This window comes from Acidovorax cavernicola (assembly GCF_003581445.1).
This window is the reverse complement of the sequence record NZ_QXMN01000038.1, coordinates 1-16,954: the sequence shown is the minus strand read 5'-3', so window position 1 is coordinate 16,954 and position 16,954 is coordinate 1. Positions and strand designations below refer to the sequence as shown.

Here is a 16,954-nt window from a genome sequence, read left to right as displayed (position 1 = left end):
CTCATACGCCGCGCAATGCCATCCGGATGTACCCCTGCTGTGCGAAGGGCCGAAGCGTCGTCAGCCGAAGCCGTTTTGTCGCCAGGCCTCGAACACCGTGACCGCCACCGCGTTCGACAGATTCAGGCTGCGCTGGCCGGCGCGCATCGGCAGGCGCAGGCGCTGCGGCTCTGCAAAGCCGTCGCGGATCGGGGGCGGCAGGCCGGCGGTTTCCGAGCCGAACACCAGCCAGTCGCCGGGCTGGAAGCGCACATCGTGCACGGCGCGGGTGCCGCGCGTGGTCAGCGCGAACATGCGGTCGGCCGGCGGTTGTTCCTTGGCCAGCAGCGCGGCCCAGTCGGCGTGACGCTTGACTTCGGCGTACTCGTGGTAGTCGAGCCCGGCGCGGCGCAGCAGGCGGTCGTCCATCGAAAAGCCGAGCGGCTCCACCAGGTGCAACGTGCAGCCGGTATTGGCCGCAAGCCGGATCACGTTGCCGGTGTTCGGCGGAATTTCGGGGTGGACCAGGACGATATGGAACATGCGCCGATTGTCGCGGGCGCCGCCGGTGGGGTCAGCGCGGCGGGTCGGTTCGCGCCAGTACCACGCCGGTGATGTGTGCCGCGCCCGCCAGTCGCAACGTGGCAGCCGCGGCGAACAGCGAGGCGCCACTGGTCATCACGTCGTCGACCAGCACCACGCGCCGTCCGTGCAGGCTGGCGGCGCGCAGCGGCTCCACGGCGAAGGCGCCGCGCAGGTTCCGCAACCGCTCGGCGCGCGCCAGGCCGCTCTGCGCGGGGGTGTCGCGTGTGCGCAGCAGCAAGGTGGCATCGGTCTTGGCCGGTGCCAGCCGGCGGGCGAGTTCGTGCGCCTGGTTGAAGCCGCGCTCGCCCAGGCGGCCAGGCGCCAGCGGCATCGGCAGCACGAGGTCGCACTGCTCCAGCGCCGGCTCCACCCAGGGCGCGCTGCGCAGCAGGGTGGCCAGCGGGCCGGCCCAGCCCGCCTCGCCGCGAAACTTGAATTGAGCGATGCAATCGGGCCAGGGCCAGGCATAGGTGCAGGCTGCAATGCAGGCGTCGAGCGGCGGCGGGTGCCGGATGCACTCGCCGCAGCGGGCCACACCCTCGGGCATCGGCAGGGCGCAGCCCCCGCAGCGGGCGGTCGGCGGCGCGAAGCGCGCCACGCAGGCGTCGCACACGCGCTGGGCGGGCCAGGCGCGGCAGACCTCGCACTGGCTGGGCAGCCGCGCGAGCAGCGAGGTGAAAGGCCTCAGGGCCCGGCGGCTGTGCATGGCCTCAATATACTCACGGCCCCATGGCCACCGACCCCGCAAGACGACCGCCGACCATCGATCCCACGGCGGCCGCACGCTGGCGCCGGCTCGCGCCCGCCGAGGGCTCCCCCTGGCTGCACGAGGAGATCGGCCGCCGGATGGAAGATCGGCTGCAATGGATCAAGGCCCAGCCCCGCACCTGGGCCGACTGGTCGCCGCTGCGCGGCGGCCTCGAGGCGCACGCGCTGCTGGCCCGCCGCTACCGCGACGCCGAAGCCTTCGTCATCGAACCCGAACCCGCGCTGGCCGACCGGACCGGCGAGGCGCTGACCGCCCCCTGGTGGAGCGCGCGCCGCTGGCAGGGCGGCAAGGCCCGCTTCGATGCGCCGCCCGAAGACGGCGTCGACCTGCTCTGGGCCAACATGTCGCTGCACATGGCGGCCGACCCCGAGGCGCTCATCGCGCAGTGGCACCGCCTGGTGGCGACCAACGGTTTCCTGATGTTCTCGTGCCTGGGCCCGGACACCGTGCGCGAGCTGCGGGCCTTGCACGCCCGGCTCGGCTGGCCCGCCGCCGGCCACGAATACACGGACATGCACGACTGGGGCGACATGCTCGTGCACGCCGGTTTCGCCGAGCCCGTGATGGACATGGAGCGCATCGTGCTCACCTGGGCCACCCCCGAGGCCGCCCTGGCGGAGCTGCGGACCCTGGGGCGCAACCTGCATCCGGCGCGCTTTGCGGCGCTGCGCGGCAAGGCCTGGCACCGGTCGCTCAAACAGGCCCTGCCCGAGCTGGCACCGGCCGCGGAAGGCGAGGGCCGCATCGCGCTGACCTTCGAGGTCATCTACGGCCACGCCTTCAAGCCGACGCCGCGCGTCGCGCTGTCGTCCGAGAGCGCGGTCTCGCTGCGCGAGATGCGATCGATGCTCCAGCGCGGCCGCCCTGGCGCCTGAGCGACGCGGCAGCCCTCATTCGGTGCGCGGGGCGCGCGCTCTACCCGCTACAATCCGCCGTTGCGTGAAACTCGCGGGTATTGTCCCGCGATCGAGGGCTGTCAGATCCTTGTCGTACGAGGGGTTTGGCCACCATCGCCGCACCGATTTGCAGAACTCGCCCGTGTCGAATTCCGTGTTTCGTTTTGCCACCGTCTCAGGCCAGAACATCCACTGGTTCCTGAAACGCAATTGCTCGGTGACGCCGAGCCAGCTGGGCTGGCTCTACGCCTCGCTGTGCGTGGTATCTCTGGGCACGGGCATGGTGTTCTGGCTGCACGGTGCGCCGCTGGTGCTGCCATTCGCCTGGCTCGAACTGGCCGCGGTGGGCTTTGCGTTCATGATGTACGCGCGGCATGCCACCGACGGCGAGCGGATCGCGCTGCAAGGCGGACGCCTCGTCGTGGAGCTCGAGAACGGTGGGCACTACGAACGCACGGAATTTCTTCCGCACCAGGTGCGGATCGAACCGCAGACCGGCGATCGTTCGCTGATCGAGGTCTCGGGGCAGGGTCGATCGGTCAGGGTGGGGCGCTATGTACGCCCGGAGTTGCGAGCCGCACTGGCGCGCGAGATTCGCATGGCGTTGCGTGGCGCCTGAGGGGGCTCGCGCAGTGCTGCACGGTTGGGTTTGTCGAAAAATTGAAGAAACGTGGACACGATGAAGAGCATTTGGCGCAATAAGTACAGGCCGGCGAATCTGTTGCTGGCGGCCGGCGCGGCGTTCAGCAACGCGGCGCACGCAGTCAACGATCTGCCCGGCGGCCCTGCGGTTCGCCAGTTGAATCTTCCGGTCGGCGTGACCAAGATCGCGCAGGAGCAGCATCTGCTCCACACGATCATGATGATCATCTGCACGGTCATCTTCGTCGCCGTGTTCGCGGTCATGTTCTATTCGATCTGGAAGCACCGCAAGTCGGTGGGCCACAAGGCCGCCAACTTCCATGAATCGGTGGTGGTCGAGGTCATCTGGACCATCGTGCCCTTCCTCATCGTGATCGTGATGGCGCTGCCCGCCACCAAGGTGCTCGTGGCCCAGAAGGACACCACGAACGCCGACCTCACGATCAAGACCACGGGCTACCAGTGGAAGTGGGGCTACGACTACCTGAACGGCGAGGGCGAGGGCCTGGCCTTCATCTCGACGCTCGACAGCTCGCAGCGCGCCATGTCCGACGCCGGTGCCAAGGGCGCCATGCCCGACGACTACCTGCTCAAGGTCGACAACCCGATGGTCGTGCCGGTGCAGAAGAAGGTTCGCATCATCACCACCGCGAACGACGTGATCCACGCCTTCGCCGTGCCGCAGCTGGGCCTCAAGCAGGACGCCATCCCCGGCTTCGTGCGCGACACCTGGTTCCGTGCCGAGACCGTGGGCGACTACTACGGCCAGTGCCAGGAGCTGTGCGGCAAGGAACACGCCTACATGCCGATCCACGTGAAGGTGCTGTCGTCTGCCGACTACACCGCCTGGGTCGCCGCCAAGCGCAAGGAAGCTGCAGCCAAGCTCGACGACCCGACCAAGGTCTGGACGCTGCCCGACATGCTGGCACGCGGCGAGAAGGTCTATGCCTCCAATTGCGCGGCCTGCCACCAGGCCAACGGCAAGGGAGCGGGCCCGATCAAGCCGCTCGACGGCGCAGCCAAGGTGACCGATTCCGACCACAAGGTGCAGCTGCTGGTGCTGCTCAATGGTCAGAACAACGGTGCGATGCCTGCCTGGAAGCAGCTGAGCGACACCGACCTCGCGGCCGTGGCCACGTACACCAAGAACAGCTGGTCGAACAAGACGGGCCAGCTGGTGCAACCGGCCGAAGTGCTGGCCCTGCGCGGCAAGTGATCCGACGGCGCCCCGCGAAGAAGAAATTGCAAGGAACAACGACATGAGCGCAGTCCTCGACCCCCATGGTCACGCCCCAGGCGGCCACGCACACGACGATCATCACGACCACCACGCGCCCACCGGCTGGCGCCGCTGGGTGTTCGCGACCAACCACAAGGACATCGGCACGCTCTACCTGCTGTTCAGCTTCACGATGCTGATGATCGGCGGCGTGCTCGCGCTGCTGATCCGTGCCGAGCTGTTTCAGCCCGGTCTGCAGATGGTGAACCCCGAGCTGTTCAACCAGTTCACCACCATGCATGGCCTGATCATGGTGTTCGGCGCGATCATGCCGGCCTTCGTGGGCTTCGCGAACTGGATGATCCCGCTGCAGATCGGCGCATCCGACATGGCGTTCGCGCGCATGAACAACTTCAGCTTCTGGCTGCTGATCCCGGCAGCCATCATGCTGGCGGGTTCGTTCTTCATGCCCGGCGGCGCACCCGCGGCCGGCTGGACGCTGTACGCACCGCTCACGCTGCAGATGGGCCCCTCGATGGACGCCGGCATCTTCGCGATGCACATCATGGGCGCCTCGTCGATCATGGGTTCGATCAACATCATCGTCACCATCCTCAACATGCGCGCCCCCGGCATGACGCTGATGAAGATGCCGATGTTCTGCTGGACCTGGCTCATCACCGCCTACCTGCTGATCGCCGTGATGCCCGTGCTCGCCGGCGCCATCACCATGACGCTGACCGACCGCCACTTCGGCACCAGCTTCTTCAATCCCGCCGGCGGCGGTGACCCGGTGATGTACCAGCACATCTTCTGGTTCTTCGGCCACCCCGAGGTCTACATCATGATCTTGCCGGCCTTCGGCATCATCAGCCAGGTCGTGCCCGCCTTCGCGCGCAAGAAGCTCTTCGGCTACGCCTCGATGGTGTACGCCACCTCGTCGATCGCCATCCTGTCGTTCATCGTGTGGGCCCACCACATGTTCACGACCGGCATGCCGCTCACGGGCCAGCTGTTCTTCATGTACGCGACCATGCTGATCGCGGTGCCCACGGCCGTGAAGATCTTCAATTGGATCGCCACGATGTGGCAGGGCTCGATGACCTTCGAGACGCCCATGCTGTTCGCGGTCGGCTTCATCTTCGTGTTCACGATGGGCGGCTTCACCGGCCTGATCCTGGCCGTGGCGCCGATCGACACGCAGCTGCAGGATACGTACTACGTGGTGGCCCACTTCCACTACGTGCTGGTGGCCGGCTCGCTGTTCGCCATGTTCTCGGGCTTCTACTACTGGGCGCCCAAGTGGACCGGCGTGATGTACAACGAAACGCGCGGCAAGGTCCACTTCTGGTGGTCGCTGATCTCGTTCAACGTCACCTTCTTCCCGATGCACTTCCTGGGTCTGGCCGGCATGCCACGTCGCTACGCCGACTACCCCATGCAGTTCGCCGACTTCAACGCCATCGCTTCGGTGGGTGCGTTCTTCTTCGGCTTCGCCCAGGTGTACTTCTTCCTGTTCATCGTGCTGCCTTCGATGCGCGGCAAGGGTGAAGCAGCGGCACAGAAGCCCTGGGAAGCGGCCGAAGGCCTCGAGTGGGAAGTGCCGTCGCCGGCACCGTTCCATACCTTCGAGAACCCGCCCAAGCTCGACGTGACCGCCACCAAGGTGATCGGCTGATCACCCGCGCGAGCCACGACATCCGTCCACACCGCAGCGACCCCATGGCCACGATGACGCCCGAACAACGCAAGAACAACCGACGCATGGGGCTCACGCTGGCCTCCATCGCGGTGATCTTCTTCATCGGCTTCATCGTCCGCATGGTCTGGTTCAGCGGGCGCTGACCGCGTCGCATCGCACCCCCGAACGAAAGCAACAGCATGAGCCTCGGCCAACGCATCCGCCGCGCCAACGTCCGCATGGTCGGCAAGCTGGCCGTCGTGACCTGCGGCATGTTCGCCTTCGGCTATGCGCTGGTGCCGATGTACCGCGCGATCTGCGAAATGACCGGCATCAACATCCTCGCACTCTCCGAGCTCCAGGTGCCGGGCGGTGCCAGCGGCGCCAAGAACGTGCGCGTGCCCGACAACACGCAGGTCGACATGACCCGCACGATCAAGGTCGAGTTCGACTCCAACGTGCGCGGCGGTCTCTGGGACTTCAAGCCGGCCGAGCGCTTCATCGAAGTGCATCCGGGTCAGCTGAACACGGTGATGTATGAGTTCCAGAACACGCAGAACCGCCGCATGGCCGCGCAGGCCATCCCGAGCTATGCGCCACAGCAGGCCGCGGCACACTTCAACAAGCTCGAATGCTTCTGCTTCAACCAGTACACGCTCGATGCGGGCGAGAAGAAGCAGTGGCCGGTCGCCTTCGTGATCGATCCGAAGATCTCGAAGGACGTCAAGACCATCACGCTGTCGTACACCTTCTTCGAGGTGGGCGGCAAGACGCCACCGGCCCCGGTGGCCGCCGTTTCGAATGTCGCCAATGAGCCGCGCTCGTGAGCTCGCCACCACCCGAAGCCCCGCGCCGCAAACCCACGCTGTGGGACACGATGAAGGCGGTGGGCTGGTCGTTCTTCGGGGTGCGTCGCAACAGCGCCTACAAGGAAGACTTGGGCAAGCTCAATCCGCTGCACGTCATCGCGGTGGCGTTTGCCGCGGTGATCGTCTTCGTGGTCGGGCTGGTGCTGCTGGTGCGGCATGTGGTCGCGTCCGCCTGAGCGGTGCTTGCTGAGCCGAAGATAAAAACCACGATCTCCAGAATCATTGAATCGAGAGAAGAAAGAAAGCCAGGAGCTGATATGAGTTCAACCACCCACGGCACCACGCCCTACTACTTCGTGCCCGGACCGTCGTCCTATCCGGTCGTGTCCGCGATCGGCTTGTTCTTCGTGATCCTCGGTGCGGCGCAATGGATCAACGGTCACCAGTGGGGCGCGTGGTCCCTGCTGCTGGGCATGCTGATCTGGCTCGGCACGCTCTTCGTCTGGTTCCGTGCCGCCGTCGGCGAGAGCGAGAGCGGCCAGTACGGCCACAAGATCGACCTCTCGTACCGCTGGAGCATGAGCTGGTTCATCTTCTCGGAAGTGATGTTCTTCGGTGCGTTCTTCACGGCGCTGTGGTGGGCACGCACCCACGCACTGCCGGCACTCGGCAGCCTGGACAACGCCATGCTATGGCCCGACTTCAAGGCCGTGTGGCCCAGCGTCGCGGCCGGTGCCACCGGTTCGCCGGCCGGCATCGTCGAGCCCTTCCAGACCGTCGGCCCGTTCTGGCTGCCGACCATCAACACCGCGCTGCTGTTGAGCTCGGGCGTGACGCTGACCATCGCCCATCACGCGCTGCGTGCCGACCACCGCGCACAGTGCATCCGCTTCATGTGGCTCACCGTGCTGCTGGGTGTGATCTTCCTGGGCGTGCAGGGCTACGAGTACTTCCACCTGTACACCGAACTGAACCTCAAGCTCAGCTCGGGCACCTACGGTTCGACCTTCTTCATGCTGACCGGCTTCCACGGCCTGCACGTGTTCATCGGCATGCTGATGCTGCTGTTCATCACGCTGCGCCTGCAGAAGGGCCACTTCACGGCCGAACGTCACTTCGGTTTCGAAGGCGCCGCCTGGTACTGGCACTTCGTGGACGTGGTCTGGCTGGGCCTGTACGTGCTGGTCTATTGGCTTTGAGCGAAGACACTCACGGCATTCCAGAAAAAAGGCGCCGTAAGGCGCCTTTTTCATGGTTCTCGTGGAACGAGCACCATCTGCTACTTCCCGAGTGGGAGTCCGGTGGGCTGGATGTAGCCGAGCTTCCAGGCCAGCAGCATGCAGAGGAACAAAAACACCGACAGGCCGATCCGAAAGGTCAGCGCGCGGGCCATGCCTCCGCGCTTCGCCCGGCCGTCGCGACCGTCTTTCAGCATGAAGTAGAGCGCGAAGCCGAGGCTCGCGAAGATGCCCAGAAAGATCAGGGCGACGAAGTATTTCATGATCCGCATTATCGGCCGCACGCCCCGTCCGCTCCAGTGACCCCCGAGCCCCTTTCTCCCTCAGCCGCACCGCGCCGCCGCGCAGGTCGGGGTCGTTTCTTGGTCGTCACGCTGGCGGCTGTGCTGGCGCTGGCGGCCACCGTCTCGCTGGGCCGTTGGCAGCTGTCGCGCGCTGCGCAGAAAGAAGCGCTACAGGCCCGCATCGACGCGCAGAAGCAGAAAGCGCCGCTGTCGCAGGCCGAGTTCCTGGCGCTGGGCGAAGCGGTCGGCGAGTTGCACCGCCCGGTGCACCTGCGCGGCTTGTGGCTCACGGCGCAGACCGTCTACCTGGATAACCGCCAGATGCACGGCACGCCGGGCTTCTATGTGCTGACGCCGTTCGCGCTCGAGGGCAGCGAGCAGACCGTGATGGTCCAGCGTGGCTGGGTGCAGCGCAATTTCGTCGACCGCACGCAGCTGGGCGCGGTCGAGACGCCGGCCGGCATCGTCGAACTCACGGCGCTGATCGAGCCGCCGCCGAGCCATCTGTTCGAGCTGGGGTCGAAGGCCGCGCCGGCGCCTGCTGCATCGGCTGCCGTGCCGGCCCAGACGGCCTCAGGCGCGGCCTCGGCCCCGGTGGCATCAGGCATCGCCCCGGCACCGGGCATTCAGGGGTCTTCCCCCATCCGGCAAAATCTCGACCTGGAGGCATTCCGTGCCGAGACCCAGCTGCCGCTGCGCACCGACGTGTCGCTGCAGCAGAGCGGGCCGGCGTCCGAGGGCCTGCAGCGCGACTGGCCGGCCCCGGCGTTGGGGCTGGAGAGGCACTACGGTTACGCATTCCAGTGGTTCGGCCTGTCGGCCCTCGTTGTCATCCTCTATGTCTGGTTCCAATTCATCTCCCCCTTCCGGCGCGCGCGGCGCCGCGCACGCGATGGCCGCGGCCTCTGACGAGCCGCTGGGCCTGACCGTGCACTCGATGCCGTCGCCGGGCCAGGCGCTCGAGGAGGCCGAGAACCGCCGCACCGTCCATGGGCGCTGGAAGATGATCGCCGTGCTGCTGATGTGCGCGGCGCCCGTGATTGCCTCCTACTTCACCTACTACGTGATCCGCCCCGAGGGCCGCAGCGTGTACGGCGAGCTGATCGATCCGCAACGTGAGATGCCCCGCCTGACCGCAACCGACCGCAACGGCGCACCGGTCGAGCTGACCACGCTCAAAGGCCAGTGGCTGCTGGTGGCAGTGGCCGACGCGGCCTGCGATGCGCTGTGCGAGCAGCAGCTGTATCTTCAGCGCCAGCTGCGAGAGAGCCTGGGCCGCGAGAAAGACCGCTTGGACCGCGTCTGGCTCGTGAGCGACGCGGCGCCCGTGCCCGAGCGCCTGACCAACGGCCTGCACGGCGCGACCGTGCTGCGCGTGCCGGCCGAGCAACTGGCCCGCTGGCTTGCGCCCGTGCAAGGGCACACGCTGCCCGAGCACCTCTACGTGGTCGATCCGATGGGCAACTGGATGATGCGTTTCCCGGCCCGCATGGACGCCGCCGGCGCGAGCCGCGCCAAGCGCGACATCGATCGCCTGCTGCGCGCCTCGTCCTCTTGGGACGAAGCGGGCCGCTGAGCCCCGCCCGAACGACTGCCCCATGGACACGAGCTCCCTCTACGACCTCACGCCGATCGTCTGGATGATGGGCGCCGGCGTGCTGCTCGCGCTCGGCCCGTTGGTCTGGGTGTGGCGCCGCAATGCCGGCTCCGGCCCCGCGCGGCGGCTGCATGCGCTGACCGTGCTCACGCTCTTCCTCACCTTCGACCTCACGCTGTTCGGCGCCTTCACGCGGCTCACCGATTCGGGCCTGGGCTGTCCCGACTGGCCCGGCTGCTACGGCAACGCCAGCCCGGCCGGCGCGCGCCACGAGATCGCGATGGCGCAGGCAGCCCAGCCGACCGGCCCGGTGACGCACAGCAAGGCCTGGATCGAAATGGTCCACCGCTACCTCGCGACCGGCGTCGGGGTGCTGATCCTCACGCTCGCGGGCGCCACCTGGATCGTGCGCCGCCGCCAGCGGCGCCAGCCTGCGCCGCCGACCGACAGCGCCCATCATCACGTCGTGCTCAGCGCCTGGTGGCCCGCGGCCACGTTGGTCTGGGTCTGCCTGCAGGGCGCGTTCGGCGCCATGACCGTCACCTGGAAGCTGTTCCCGGCCATCGTCACGATGCACCTCATGGGCGCCATCGTGCTGCTCGCGCTGCTGTGCATCCAGGCCGTGCGCTACCGGCAGGTGGCGGCGCAGCGCCTGCCCACGGCCGTGTCGCCCGCCTTGCGCAACGGGCTGATCGTCACGGCGGTGCTGCTGGTGCTGCAGATCGCGCTCGGCGGCTGGGTCAGCACCAACTACGCGGTGCTGGCATGCACGCAGTTCCCGACCTGCCAGGACAGCTGGTGGCCGCCGATGAACTTCGTGCAGGGCTTCGAGATCTGGCGTCACCTCGGTGTGACCGGCGAAGGCCAGCCGCTCGATTTTTCCGCGCTCACCGCCATCCACTACGCACACCGCCTCATGGCGTATGTCGTGTTCGTCGCGCTCGGCCTGCTGGCCTGGCGCCTGCGCCGCCTCGAGGCACTGCGTCCGCAGGCCCGCTGGCTCCTCGGGCTGGCACTGTTGCAACTGGCCACCGGCCTGGGCAACGTGCTGCTCGGCTGGCCGCTGGCCGCCGCCGTGCTCCACACCGGTGGCGCCGCGGCGCTGGCGGTGGTCCTGACCTGGGCGCTGTGCGAGAGCCGCCGCGAAAGCGCCGCCGCTGCGCCGATTTCGCGCGCCGTCGACAATGCGCGCGGCACCCCCAACCCGAAGAAAGCCACCGCGTGAGCACCCCGATCCCTGTTCAGCAAGCCAGCACCGTCAGCGTGCTGCGCCAGTTCTACGCGCTCACCAAGCCGCGCGTGGTGCAGCTGATCGTGTTCTGCGCGCTGATCGGCATGGTGCTCGCCGTGCCCGGCTTGCCGTCGTGGGCCGACGTGCAGCGCGGCGTGCTGGCCTGCCTGGGCATCTGGCTGGTGGCCGGCGCGGCCGCGGCGTTCAACTGCTTGGTCGAGAAGGGCATCGACGCCAAGATGAAACGCACCGCCTGGCGCCCCACGGCGCGCGGTGAACTGAGCGACTGGCAGGCGCTGGGCTTTTCCACGCTGCTGTGCGCCGCCGGTTCGGCGCTGCTGTGGTTCACGGTCAACCCGCTCACCATGTGGCTCACCTTCGCCACCTTTGTCGGCTACGCGGTGATCTACACCGTCATCCTGAAGCCCCTGACGCCACAGAACATCGTGATCGGCGGCGCCTCGGGCGCCATGCCGCCGGTGCTGGGCTGGGCTGCCATGACGGGTGACGTCGGTCCCGAGGCGCTGATCCTGTTCCTCATCATCTTCCTGTGGACGCCGCCGCACTTCTGGGCGCTGGCGCTGTACCGCGTCGAGGACTACCGCAAGGCCGGCCTGCCGATGCTGCCCGTGACCCATGGCAACGAGTTCACGCGACTGCAGGTGCTGCTGTACACCTTCATCCTGTTCGCGGCCTGCCTGATGCCCTTCATCTACGGCATGAGCGGCTGGCTCTACCTCGTGGTCGCCATCGGCGTGAGCATCGGCTTCACCGGCTATGCCTTCGCGCTGTGGCGCAACTACTCCGACACGTTGGCGCGCAAGACCTTCCGGTTTTCGCTCATCCACCTGAGCGTGCTGTTCGCGGCACTGCTTGTCGACCATTACCTCCGCTGACCGGACTGCCTGCCCATGAACAAGCGCAATGCCCTGAAATCGATCGCCGCCACGGCTGGCTGGGTGGCCGCCTCGGCCACGCTGGGGCTGGGTCTGTCGGCCTGCAGCGAGCAGGCCAAGCAGAGCTTCCAGGCGGTCGACATCACGGGCGCCGACTATGCCAAGGATTTCTCGCTCACCGACGCGGACGGCAAGGTGCGCACGCTGGCCGACTTCAAGGGCAAGGCGGTCGTGCTGTTCTTCGGTTACGTGCAGTGCCCCGACGTCTGCCCGACCACCATGACCGAGATGGCGCAGGTCAAGCAGCAGCTCGGCGCCGACGGCAGCAAGCTGCAGGTGCTGTTCGTCACGGTCGACCCGGCGCGCGACACGCCCGAAGTGCTCAAGGCCTACATGGGCGCGTTCGACCCGAGCTTCGTGGCGCTCATCCCCACGCCCGAGCAGCTGGCCGCCATCGCGAAGGACTTCAAGGTCTATTACAAGAAGGTCGAGGGCAAGACGCCGACCAGCTATGCCATGGACCACTCGGCCGCCAGCTACATCTACGACCCGCAGGGCCGGCTGCGGCTGTACGCGCGCTACGGCGCGGGCGTGCCGGCCATGGTGTCGGACCTGAAGACGCTGCTCGCCTCCTGAACCGGGCGTCCGGGCCATGGCATCGGTGGAGCACCTGAAGTCGCGCAAGGGCGCGTTCCGCATCGCGCTCATTCCGCCGGAGGTGCTGGGCGCGCTGAACGGCGGGCTGATCGAGACGGTCAATCTCAACGAATTCCTCGCGCTCGAGCTGCCGCTGCTTGCGCGCAGCGTGGCGGGCCATGTCGGCCTCGACGCGGCGCACGAACGGCTCGACGACACCCTCGCCATGCTGGCGGCCTTCAAGCCCATGCAGCGCCACAGCCACATCGCGCGGGCGCTGTACGACATGACGGCGGAACACGCCGAGCGCGATGCCGTGGCGCACCGGCTGGCCACGCACGCCAGCGACGTCGCGCGTTGCTGGGCGGTGCAGTGGATCACGCTGTCGGGCCTGCCGCTCGCCGACCAGCTCGACGCCGTGCGCCGCTTCGCGGCCGACCCGCACTTCGGCGTGCGCGAGTTCGCGTGGATGGCGGTGCGCGACAGCGTCATCGGCTCGCTCGACGAAGCGCTGGCGCTGCTGCAGCCCTGGGTGTCCGATGCCGACCCGAACGTGCGTCGCTTCGCCAGCGAGCTGACGCGCCCGCGCGGTGTGTGGTGCGCGCAGATCGAGGCGCTGAAAACCGAGCCCTGGCTCGCGCTGCCGCTGCTGGAGCCGCTGCGCGCCGACGGCCATCGCTATGTGCAGAACTCGGTGGCCAACTGGCTCAACGACGCAAGCAAGACACAGCCCGAATGGGTCGAGACGCTGTGCACGCGCTGGGTGGCCGAATCGCCGGTTGCCGAGACCCGCTACATCGCGAAGCGGGCGCTGCGTACGCTGGCCAAATCGACCCCCTGAATGAAAAAAAGCCCGGCATGACCGGGCTTCTTTTCGAGGGGAGGGCGGTGGCTGCGCTTACGCGTATTCGGCCAGCGCCTTCTTCATCTTCTTCATCGCGGCCACTTCGATCTGGCGGATGCGCTCGGCGCTCACGCCGTACACCGCGGCCAGGTCGTGCAGCGTCATACCGCCCGAGCCGTCGTCGTTCACCTTGAGCCAGCGCTCTTCGACGATGCGGCGGCTGCGGTCGTCCAGCGCCTCAAGGGCGGTGGCGATGCCGTCGCTCGACAGGCGGTCGCGCTGCTGCGATTCGAGCAGTGCGGTCGGTTCCTGCGTGGCGTCGGCCAGGTAGGCGATCGGGCCGAAGCCTTCGTCGCCGTCATCGGACGGACCCGGATCGAGCAGCACGTCGCCGCCCGACAGGCGGGTTTCCATCTCGAGCACTTCCTCGGGCTTCACGTTCAGGCGCGTGGCCATCTGCGAGACCTCGTCGGGACTCAGCGTTTCGCGGTGCGTGCCGTTGTCGGCCGCGGCCGAGTCGGCCTTGAAACCCTGCTTCATGGACCGCAGGTTGAAGAACAGCTTGCGCTGGGCCTTGGTCGTCGCGACCTTGACCATGCGCCAGTTCTTCAGGATGTACTCGTGGATCTCGGCCTTGATCCAGTGCATGGCGTAGCTCACCAGCCGCACGCCCTGGTCGGGGTCGAAACGCTTCACGGCCTTCATGAGGCCGACGTTGCCTTCCTGGATCAGGTCGCCGTGCGGCAGCCCGTAGCCCAGGTACTGGCGGGAAATGGAAACGACGAGGCGCAGGTGCGACAGGACGAGCGCACCGGCGGCTTCGAGATCGTTCTGGTCGCGCAACTTGCGTGCGAAGCCCTGCTCTTCCTCGAGCGTGAGCAGCGGCAGGCGGTTGGCGGCCGAAATGTAGGCATCCAGGTTGCCCAGCGGGGGAACCATCGACCATGGATTGGCGACGGCCAGCTGGTTGGCAGAGACTCCAGACAGCGTTGTCATCAGGGGAAACTCCTTTGTGTTGGCCATATTAGCACTCGGTTAGAGGGAGTGCTAAGCCAAGGGTTCCCTTGGGTTTCTATCGTTGCGATAGCTTTTGTCGCGATTTGTTGGATATTTGTATGCCGTTTGGCATTTTTCAAGTTCCGGGCGCTTCCCGGGCCTGTGCCGCCTGACCGAGCAGCCAGCCCTGGAACGCCTGGATGCGCGGGTCCTGGGCGCTGCCCTCGGGGTAGACCAGGTGGTAGGCGTAGCCTGCCGTCATGGGCACGCCGATGTCGAACAGCCGCACCAGCCGGCCTTGGGCGAGGTCGGCGGCGATCATGTCCAGGTCGGCCAGGCCGACCATGCCGCTTTCGGTCACGGCGCGTACCACGTCGCTCGAATCGGCGAATCCGATGCAGCGGCTGTCGTCGAAGTCTTCGATGCCTGCCGCGGCCATCCACATCGGCCAGTTCGGCCAGACCATGCCCTCGGTTTTCCAGTCGACGTAGCACAGCGTGTGCTGGAGCAGGTCGCGCGGCGTTGCCGGCCGGGGGCCGCTGGCGAGCAGTTTCGGACTGCAGACCGGCACGATCAGGGTGTCGAACAGGCGCTGCGAGCGGGTACCCGCGTCGCGCCCGGTGCCGAACCGGATCGCCACGTCGATGTCGTCGGCGTCGAAATCCCGCAGCGCGTCGGAAATGTCGAAGCCCAGCTCCAGTCCCGGATTCGCGGCCCTGAACTGCGGCAGCCGGGGCAGCAGCCAGTTGGTCGCGAAGCGGGCGCTGGTCGACAGGCGCAGCGTCGCCGCCCCGCGCGCCATGCGCCGGGCGCGGCCGGCGGCGCGGCGCAGGGTGTCGAGCGCGTCGGCGGTGGCCTCGAACCACACGGCGCCGGCCGGCGTGAGGCGGATGCTGCGGCTGGTGCGCGTGAACAGCACCACGCCCAGCTGGTCCTCGATCTCCTTGATCTGGTGGCTCACGGCCGCTGGCGTCAGGCCCACTTCTTCAGCAGCCCGCGTGAAGTTCAGGTGCCGACCGGCGGCCTCGAAGGTGCGCAGGGCTCGGGTGCCGGGCAGCAGTTTGGGATGCATTGATCTTCAAATGATTTTTGATGATTTTCCAAAAACTATTCATTTCTTTTAATGAAGTCAACGCGGGATAGTTCAGGAACTTGATGATCTTCCCGCAACGACCCGTTTCCAGGAGCAACGAAATCATGTCCGCCAGCGCCCCTTTCGTTTCTTCCTTCGTCGTGCAGCGCAACGGCCAGCCTGCCACCGCCGAGACCCTGGCGTCGCTCGCCTTCGCCGGCCACGCCCATTTCACGGCCATGCAGGTGCGCGGTGGCCAGGTGCGGGGTCTCGATCTCCATCTGGCGCGGCTGCGCTTCGCCTCGCAGACCCTGTTCGGCCGGGCACTGCCCGACGACGCAGTGCGCGCTCACCTGCGGAGCGCGCTCACGGCCGGCCAGGGGGACCTGTCGCTGACGGCCACCGTCTACTCCCCGGCCGGCGAGTTCGTCGTGGCCGACGCGGAGCCTGACGTGCTGATCCGCACCGGCCCGCCCGCCAATGGCCCTGCGGGTCCGCTGACCCTGGCCGCGATCGAACATGAGCGCTTCCTGCCGTCCATGAAGCACGTTGGCGAGGGCGCCAAGACCCAACTGCTGCGCCAGGCCGCCGCCCAGGGCTTCGACGACGCGGCCTTTCTCGACCGGCACGGCCGGCTCGGCGAGGCGTCGATCTGGAGCCTGGCCTTCTGGGACGGCGAGGCGGTGGTGTGGCCCGAGGCCGACATCCTGGTCGGCACCACGATGGGCATCGTGCGCCGGCAGCTCGATCGCCTCGGCGTTCCGCAGCGCAGTCAGGCGCTGCGGGTGGCCGATCTGCCCGCGCTGGCTGGCGCGGTGGTCATGAACTCCTGGACACCGGGCGTGGCGGTGCATCGCATCGGCGAGGTGAGGTTGCCGCCAGCGCCGGCTTTCGTGGACTTGCTGCATCGGGCCTATGAGGCCGAGCCGCTCGTATCGCCTTGAATGAACCCTCGCGCACGGACGCTGCGCGGCCGCCAGCTACCAGCGGATGCCGAGTTTCACGAACAACTTCGACAGCACGAACAGCGGACCGACCCAGAGGTACTGGATGTCTTCGAAGAACGAAGGCTTCTTGCCTTCCATCTTGTGGCCGACGAACTGGAAGATCCACGCCACCACGAAGATCGCCGCCGACACCGGCAGCACCGCGGTGCCCATCGCATGCACCGCCACCAGCGCCAGCACCGTGAGCGCCAGCATGGTGACGAGGAAGGCCGGCGAGCGCAGCAGGGCGTAGTACACGAGGCTGGCCGCCACGAAGGCGTAGGCCACCCACGGATGGATCGCGAACAGCAGCCCGACGATGCTCAGCATGATCGCGGGGATCGCCACGAAGTGGATCAGCTCGTTGGTCGGATGACGGTGGCTCTCCTCGTAGTGGGCGAGCAGGCGGTCGATCTTGCGATCGCTGGTGGCGAGCGGGGCGGCGGCGGTATGGGTCATGGTGTGTCTCCTGGGCGCCGTGCGTTGCGGCAAGACACCCATGGTGCCCACGGCGCCGTGCGATGGCAAGGGGCGCGCCCCGGTGTCATGACTTAGGGCACTGTCGCCCGGGGCTTGCGCCGCTAAGATCAAATC

The 16,954-nt window shown here is 67.3% G+C and carries 21 protein-coding genes; 15 read left to right on the top strand and 6 right to left on the bottom strand.

Annotation, left to right across the window (positions count from 1 at the left end; translation table 11 throughout):
• Nucleotides 1-60: 60 nt before the first annotated feature.
• Nucleotides 61-522 carry a tRNA (uridine(34)/cytosine(34)/5-carboxymethylaminomethyluridine(34)-2'-O)-methyltransferase TrmL gene (trmL, locus tag D3H34_RS23905; protein WP_119556728.1) on the bottom strand — a complete coding sequence of 154 codons (462 nt, stop codon included), beginning with the start codon at nucleotides 520-522 and terminating at the stop codon, nucleotides 61-63.
• 31 nt (nucleotides 523-553) lie between these two features.
• The gene (locus tag D3H34_RS23900; protein ID WP_119556727.1) at nucleotides 554-1,270 is read right to left on the bottom strand and encodes a ComF family protein; all 717 of its coding nucleotides are present in this window, start codon (nucleotides 1,268-1,270) and stop codon (nucleotides 554-556) included.
• 23 nt (nucleotides 1,271-1,293) lie between these two features.
• Between D3H34_RS23900 and D3H34_RS23895 the strand changes: the two genes are divergently transcribed.
• The 8 genes from D3H34_RS23895 to D3H34_RS23865 all read left to right on the top strand — a co-directional run bounded on the left by D3H34_RS23895 (nucleotide 1,294) and on the right by D3H34_RS23865 (nucleotide 7,779).
• Nucleotides 1,294-2,208 (top strand): class I SAM-dependent methyltransferase, encoded by a 915-nt coding sequence (locus D3H34_RS23895; RefSeq protein WP_119556726.1) that lies wholly within the window; start codon nucleotides 1,294-1,296, stop codon nucleotides 2,206-2,208.
• A gap of 163 nt (nucleotides 2,209-2,371) precedes the next feature.
• The gene (locus D3H34_RS23890; protein WP_056578078.1) at nucleotides 2,372-2,848 is read left to right on the top strand and encodes a DUF2244 domain-containing protein; all 477 of its coding nucleotides are present in this window, start codon (nucleotides 2,372-2,374) and stop codon (nucleotides 2,846-2,848) included.
• A gap of 60 nt (nucleotides 2,849-2,908) precedes the next feature.
• Complete coding sequence (coxB, locus tag D3H34_RS23885; RefSeq protein WP_119556768.1) at nucleotides 2,909-4,087, top strand: cytochrome c oxidase subunit II; 1,179 nt, start codon at nucleotides 2,909-2,911, stop codon at nucleotides 4,085-4,087.
• 43 nt (nucleotides 4,088-4,130) lie between these two features.
• Nucleotides 4,131-5,768 carry a cytochrome c oxidase subunit I gene (gene ctaD, locus D3H34_RS23880; protein ID WP_062481356.1) on the top strand — a complete coding sequence of 546 codons (1,638 nt, stop codon included), beginning with the start codon at nucleotides 4,131-4,133 and terminating at the stop codon, nucleotides 5,766-5,768.
• Nucleotides 5,769-5,821: 53 nt separating this feature from the next.
• On the top strand, nucleotides 5,822-5,935 hold the full coding sequence (locus D3H34_RS34740; protein ID WP_286186172.1) for a cytochrome oxidase small assembly protein: 114 nt from the start codon (nucleotides 5,822-5,824) through the stop codon (nucleotides 5,933-5,935).
• Nucleotides 5,936-5,971: 36 nt separating this feature from the next.
• Entirely contained in the window at nucleotides 5,972-6,598 is a 627-nt protein-coding gene (locus D3H34_RS23875) for a cytochrome c oxidase assembly protein (protein ID WP_119556725.1), read from the top strand.
• A gap of 50 nt (nucleotides 6,599-6,648) precedes the next feature.
• Nucleotides 6,649-6,816: a DUF2970 domain-containing protein gene (locus D3H34_RS23870; RefSeq protein ID WP_119556767.1), complete on the top strand. Its 168-nt coding sequence runs from the start codon at nucleotides 6,649-6,651 to the stop codon at nucleotides 6,814-6,816.
• 81 nt (nucleotides 6,817-6,897) lie between these two features.
• Nucleotides 6,898-7,779, top strand: coding sequence for a cytochrome c oxidase subunit 3 (locus tag D3H34_RS23865; protein WP_119556724.1), 882 nt, complete (start codon nucleotides 6,898-6,900; stop codon nucleotides 7,777-7,779).
• A gap of 80 nt (nucleotides 7,780-7,859) precedes the next feature.
• Here the strand turns inward: D3H34_RS23865 and D3H34_RS23860 are convergent, their stop codons facing one another.
• Complete coding sequence (locus D3H34_RS23860; RefSeq protein ID WP_119556723.1) at nucleotides 7,860-8,090, bottom strand: twin transmembrane helix small protein; 231 nt, start codon at nucleotides 8,088-8,090, stop codon at nucleotides 7,860-7,862.
• A gap of 27 nt (nucleotides 8,091-8,117) precedes the next feature.
• Between D3H34_RS23860 and D3H34_RS23855 the strand changes: the two genes are divergently transcribed.
• Genes D3H34_RS23855 through D3H34_RS23830 form a run of 6 tightly spaced genes read left to right on the top strand, consistent with a single transcriptional unit; the run spans nucleotide 8,118 to nucleotide 13,303 of the window.
• Nucleotides 8,118-9,011: an SURF1 family protein gene (locus D3H34_RS23855; protein WP_119556722.1), complete on the top strand. Its 894-nt coding sequence runs from the start codon at nucleotides 8,118-8,120 to the stop codon at nucleotides 9,009-9,011.
• Nucleotides 8,995-9,678, top strand: coding sequence for a redox-active disulfide-containing membrane protein (locus D3H34_RS23850; protein WP_119556721.1), 684 nt, complete (start codon nucleotides 8,995-8,997; stop codon nucleotides 9,676-9,678). The genes D3H34_RS23855 and D3H34_RS23850 overlap by 17 nt, the downstream gene beginning before the upstream one ends.
• Nucleotides 9,679-9,700: 22 nt before the next feature.
• Nucleotides 9,701-10,924, top strand: coding sequence for a COX15/CtaA family protein (locus D3H34_RS23845; protein ID WP_119556720.1), 1,224 nt, complete (start codon nucleotides 9,701-9,703; stop codon nucleotides 10,922-10,924).
• Nucleotides 10,921-11,826: a heme o synthase gene (gene cyoE / locus D3H34_RS23840; protein ID WP_119556719.1), complete on the top strand. Its 906-nt coding sequence runs from the start codon at nucleotides 10,921-10,923 to the stop codon at nucleotides 11,824-11,826. Before D3H34_RS23845 ends, cyoE begins: the two co-directional genes overlap by 4 nt.
• 15 nt (nucleotides 11,827-11,841) lie before the next feature.
• Complete coding sequence (locus D3H34_RS23835) at nucleotides 11,842-12,462, top strand: SCO family protein (RefSeq protein ID WP_119556718.1); 621 nt, start codon at nucleotides 11,842-11,844, stop codon at nucleotides 12,460-12,462.
• A gap of 16 nt (nucleotides 12,463-12,478) precedes the next feature.
• Nucleotides 12,479-13,303, top strand: a complete 825-nt coding sequence (locus D3H34_RS23830) for a DNA alkylation repair protein (RefSeq protein WP_119556717.1) — start codon at nucleotides 12,479-12,481, stop codon at nucleotides 13,301-13,303.
• Nucleotides 13,304-13,360: 57 nt separating this feature from the next.
• On the opposite strand, the gene rpoH is transcribed toward D3H34_RS23830, so the two are convergent.
• Both rpoH and D3H34_RS23820 read right to left on the bottom strand, forming a co-directional pair.
• Nucleotides 13,361-14,302 carry an RNA polymerase sigma factor RpoH gene (gene rpoH, locus D3H34_RS23825; RefSeq protein ID WP_119556716.1) on the bottom strand — a complete coding sequence of 314 codons (942 nt, stop codon included), beginning with the start codon at nucleotides 14,300-14,302 and terminating at the stop codon, nucleotides 13,361-13,363.
• A 136-nt stretch (nucleotides 14,303-14,438) separates the two neighbouring features.
• A complete protein-coding gene (locus D3H34_RS23820) occupies nucleotides 14,439-15,374 on the bottom strand; it encodes a LysR substrate-binding domain-containing protein (RefSeq protein WP_119556715.1) in 936 nt (311 codons plus the stop codon).
• Nucleotides 15,375-15,499: 125 nt separating this feature from the next.
• Between D3H34_RS23820 and D3H34_RS23815 the strand changes: the two genes are divergently transcribed.
• Nucleotides 15,500-16,318 (top strand): aminotransferase class IV family protein, encoded by an 819-nt coding sequence (locus D3H34_RS23815; RefSeq protein ID WP_119556714.1) that lies wholly within the window; start codon nucleotides 15,500-15,502, stop codon nucleotides 16,316-16,318.
• Between the two features lie 36 nt (nucleotides 16,319-16,354).
• Here D3H34_RS23815 and D3H34_RS23810 read toward each other — a convergent pair whose 3' ends face one another.
• Nucleotides 16,355-16,819: an Mpo1 family 2-hydroxy fatty acid dioxygenase gene (locus D3H34_RS23810; protein WP_119556713.1), complete on the bottom strand. Its 465-nt coding sequence runs from the start codon at nucleotides 16,817-16,819 to the stop codon at nucleotides 16,355-16,357.
• Between the last annotated feature and the right edge of the window lie 135 nt (nucleotides 16,820-16,954).

What these genes read in the sequence shown, in the direction of transcription:
- D3H34_RS23865 (WP_119556724.1), top strand. Translation starts at nt 6,898, where the DNA reads ATGAGTTCAACCACCCACGGCACCACGCCCTACTACTTCGTGCCCGGA.
- D3H34_RS23875 (WP_119556725.1), top strand. Translation starts at nt 5,972, where the DNA reads ATGAGCCTCGGCCAACGCATCCGCCGCGCCAACGTCCGCATGGTCGGC.
- D3H34_RS23820 (WP_119556715.1), bottom strand. Translation starts at nt 15,374, where the DNA reads ATGCATCCCAAACTGCTGCCCGGCACCCGAGCCCTGCGCACCTTCGAG.
- D3H34_RS23850 (WP_119556721.1), top strand. Translation starts at nt 8,995, where the DNA reads ATGGCCGCGGCCTCTGACGAGCCGCTGGGCCTGACCGTGCACTCGATG.
- D3H34_RS23860 (WP_119556723.1), bottom strand. Translation starts at nt 8,090, where the DNA reads ATGCGGATCATGAAATACTTCGTCGCCCTGATCTTTCTGGGCATCTTC.
- D3H34_RS23845 (WP_119556720.1), top strand. Translation starts at nt 9,701, where the DNA reads ATGGACACGAGCTCCCTCTACGACCTCACGCCGATCGTCTGGATGATG.
- D3H34_RS23830 (WP_119556717.1), top strand. Translation starts at nt 12,479, where the DNA reads ATGGCATCGGTGGAGCACCTGAAGTCGCGCAAGGGCGCGTTCCGCATC.
- trmL (WP_119556728.1), bottom strand. Translation starts at nt 522, where the DNA reads ATGTTCCATATCGTCCTGGTCCACCCCGAAATTCCGCCGAACACCGGC.
- ctaD (WP_062481356.1), top strand. Translation starts at nt 4,131, where the DNA reads ATGAGCGCAGTCCTCGACCCCCATGGTCACGCCCCAGGCGGCCACGCA.
- D3H34_RS34740 (WP_286186172.1), top strand. Translation starts at nt 5,822, where the DNA reads ATGACGCCCGAACAACGCAAGAACAACCGACGCATGGGGCTCACGCTG.
- rpoH (WP_119556716.1), bottom strand. Translation starts at nt 14,302, where the DNA reads ATGACAACGCTGTCTGGAGTCTCTGCCAACCAGCTGGCCGTCGCCAAT.
- coxB (WP_119556768.1), top strand. Translation starts at nt 2,909, where the DNA reads ATGAAGAGCATTTGGCGCAATAAGTACAGGCCGGCGAATCTGTTGCTG.
- D3H34_RS23815 (WP_119556714.1), top strand. Translation starts at nt 15,500, where the DNA reads ATGTCCGCCAGCGCCCCTTTCGTTTCTTCCTTCGTCGTGCAGCGCAAC.
- D3H34_RS23835 (WP_119556718.1), top strand. Translation starts at nt 11,842, where the DNA reads ATGAACAAGCGCAATGCCCTGAAATCGATCGCCGCCACGGCTGGCTGG.
- D3H34_RS23870 (WP_119556767.1), top strand. Translation starts at nt 6,649, where the DNA reads ATGAAGGCGGTGGGCTGGTCGTTCTTCGGGGTGCGTCGCAACAGCGCC.
- D3H34_RS23810 (WP_119556713.1), bottom strand. Translation starts at nt 16,819, where the DNA reads ATGACCCATACCGCCGCCGCCCCGCTCGCCACCAGCGATCGCAAGATC.
- D3H34_RS23895 (WP_119556726.1), top strand. Translation starts at nt 1,294, where the DNA reads ATGGCCACCGACCCCGCAAGACGACCGCCGACCATCGATCCCACGGCG.
- D3H34_RS23900 (WP_119556727.1), bottom strand. Translation starts at nt 1,270, where the DNA reads ATGCACAGCCGCCGGGCCCTGAGGCCTTTCACCTCGCTGCTCGCGCGG.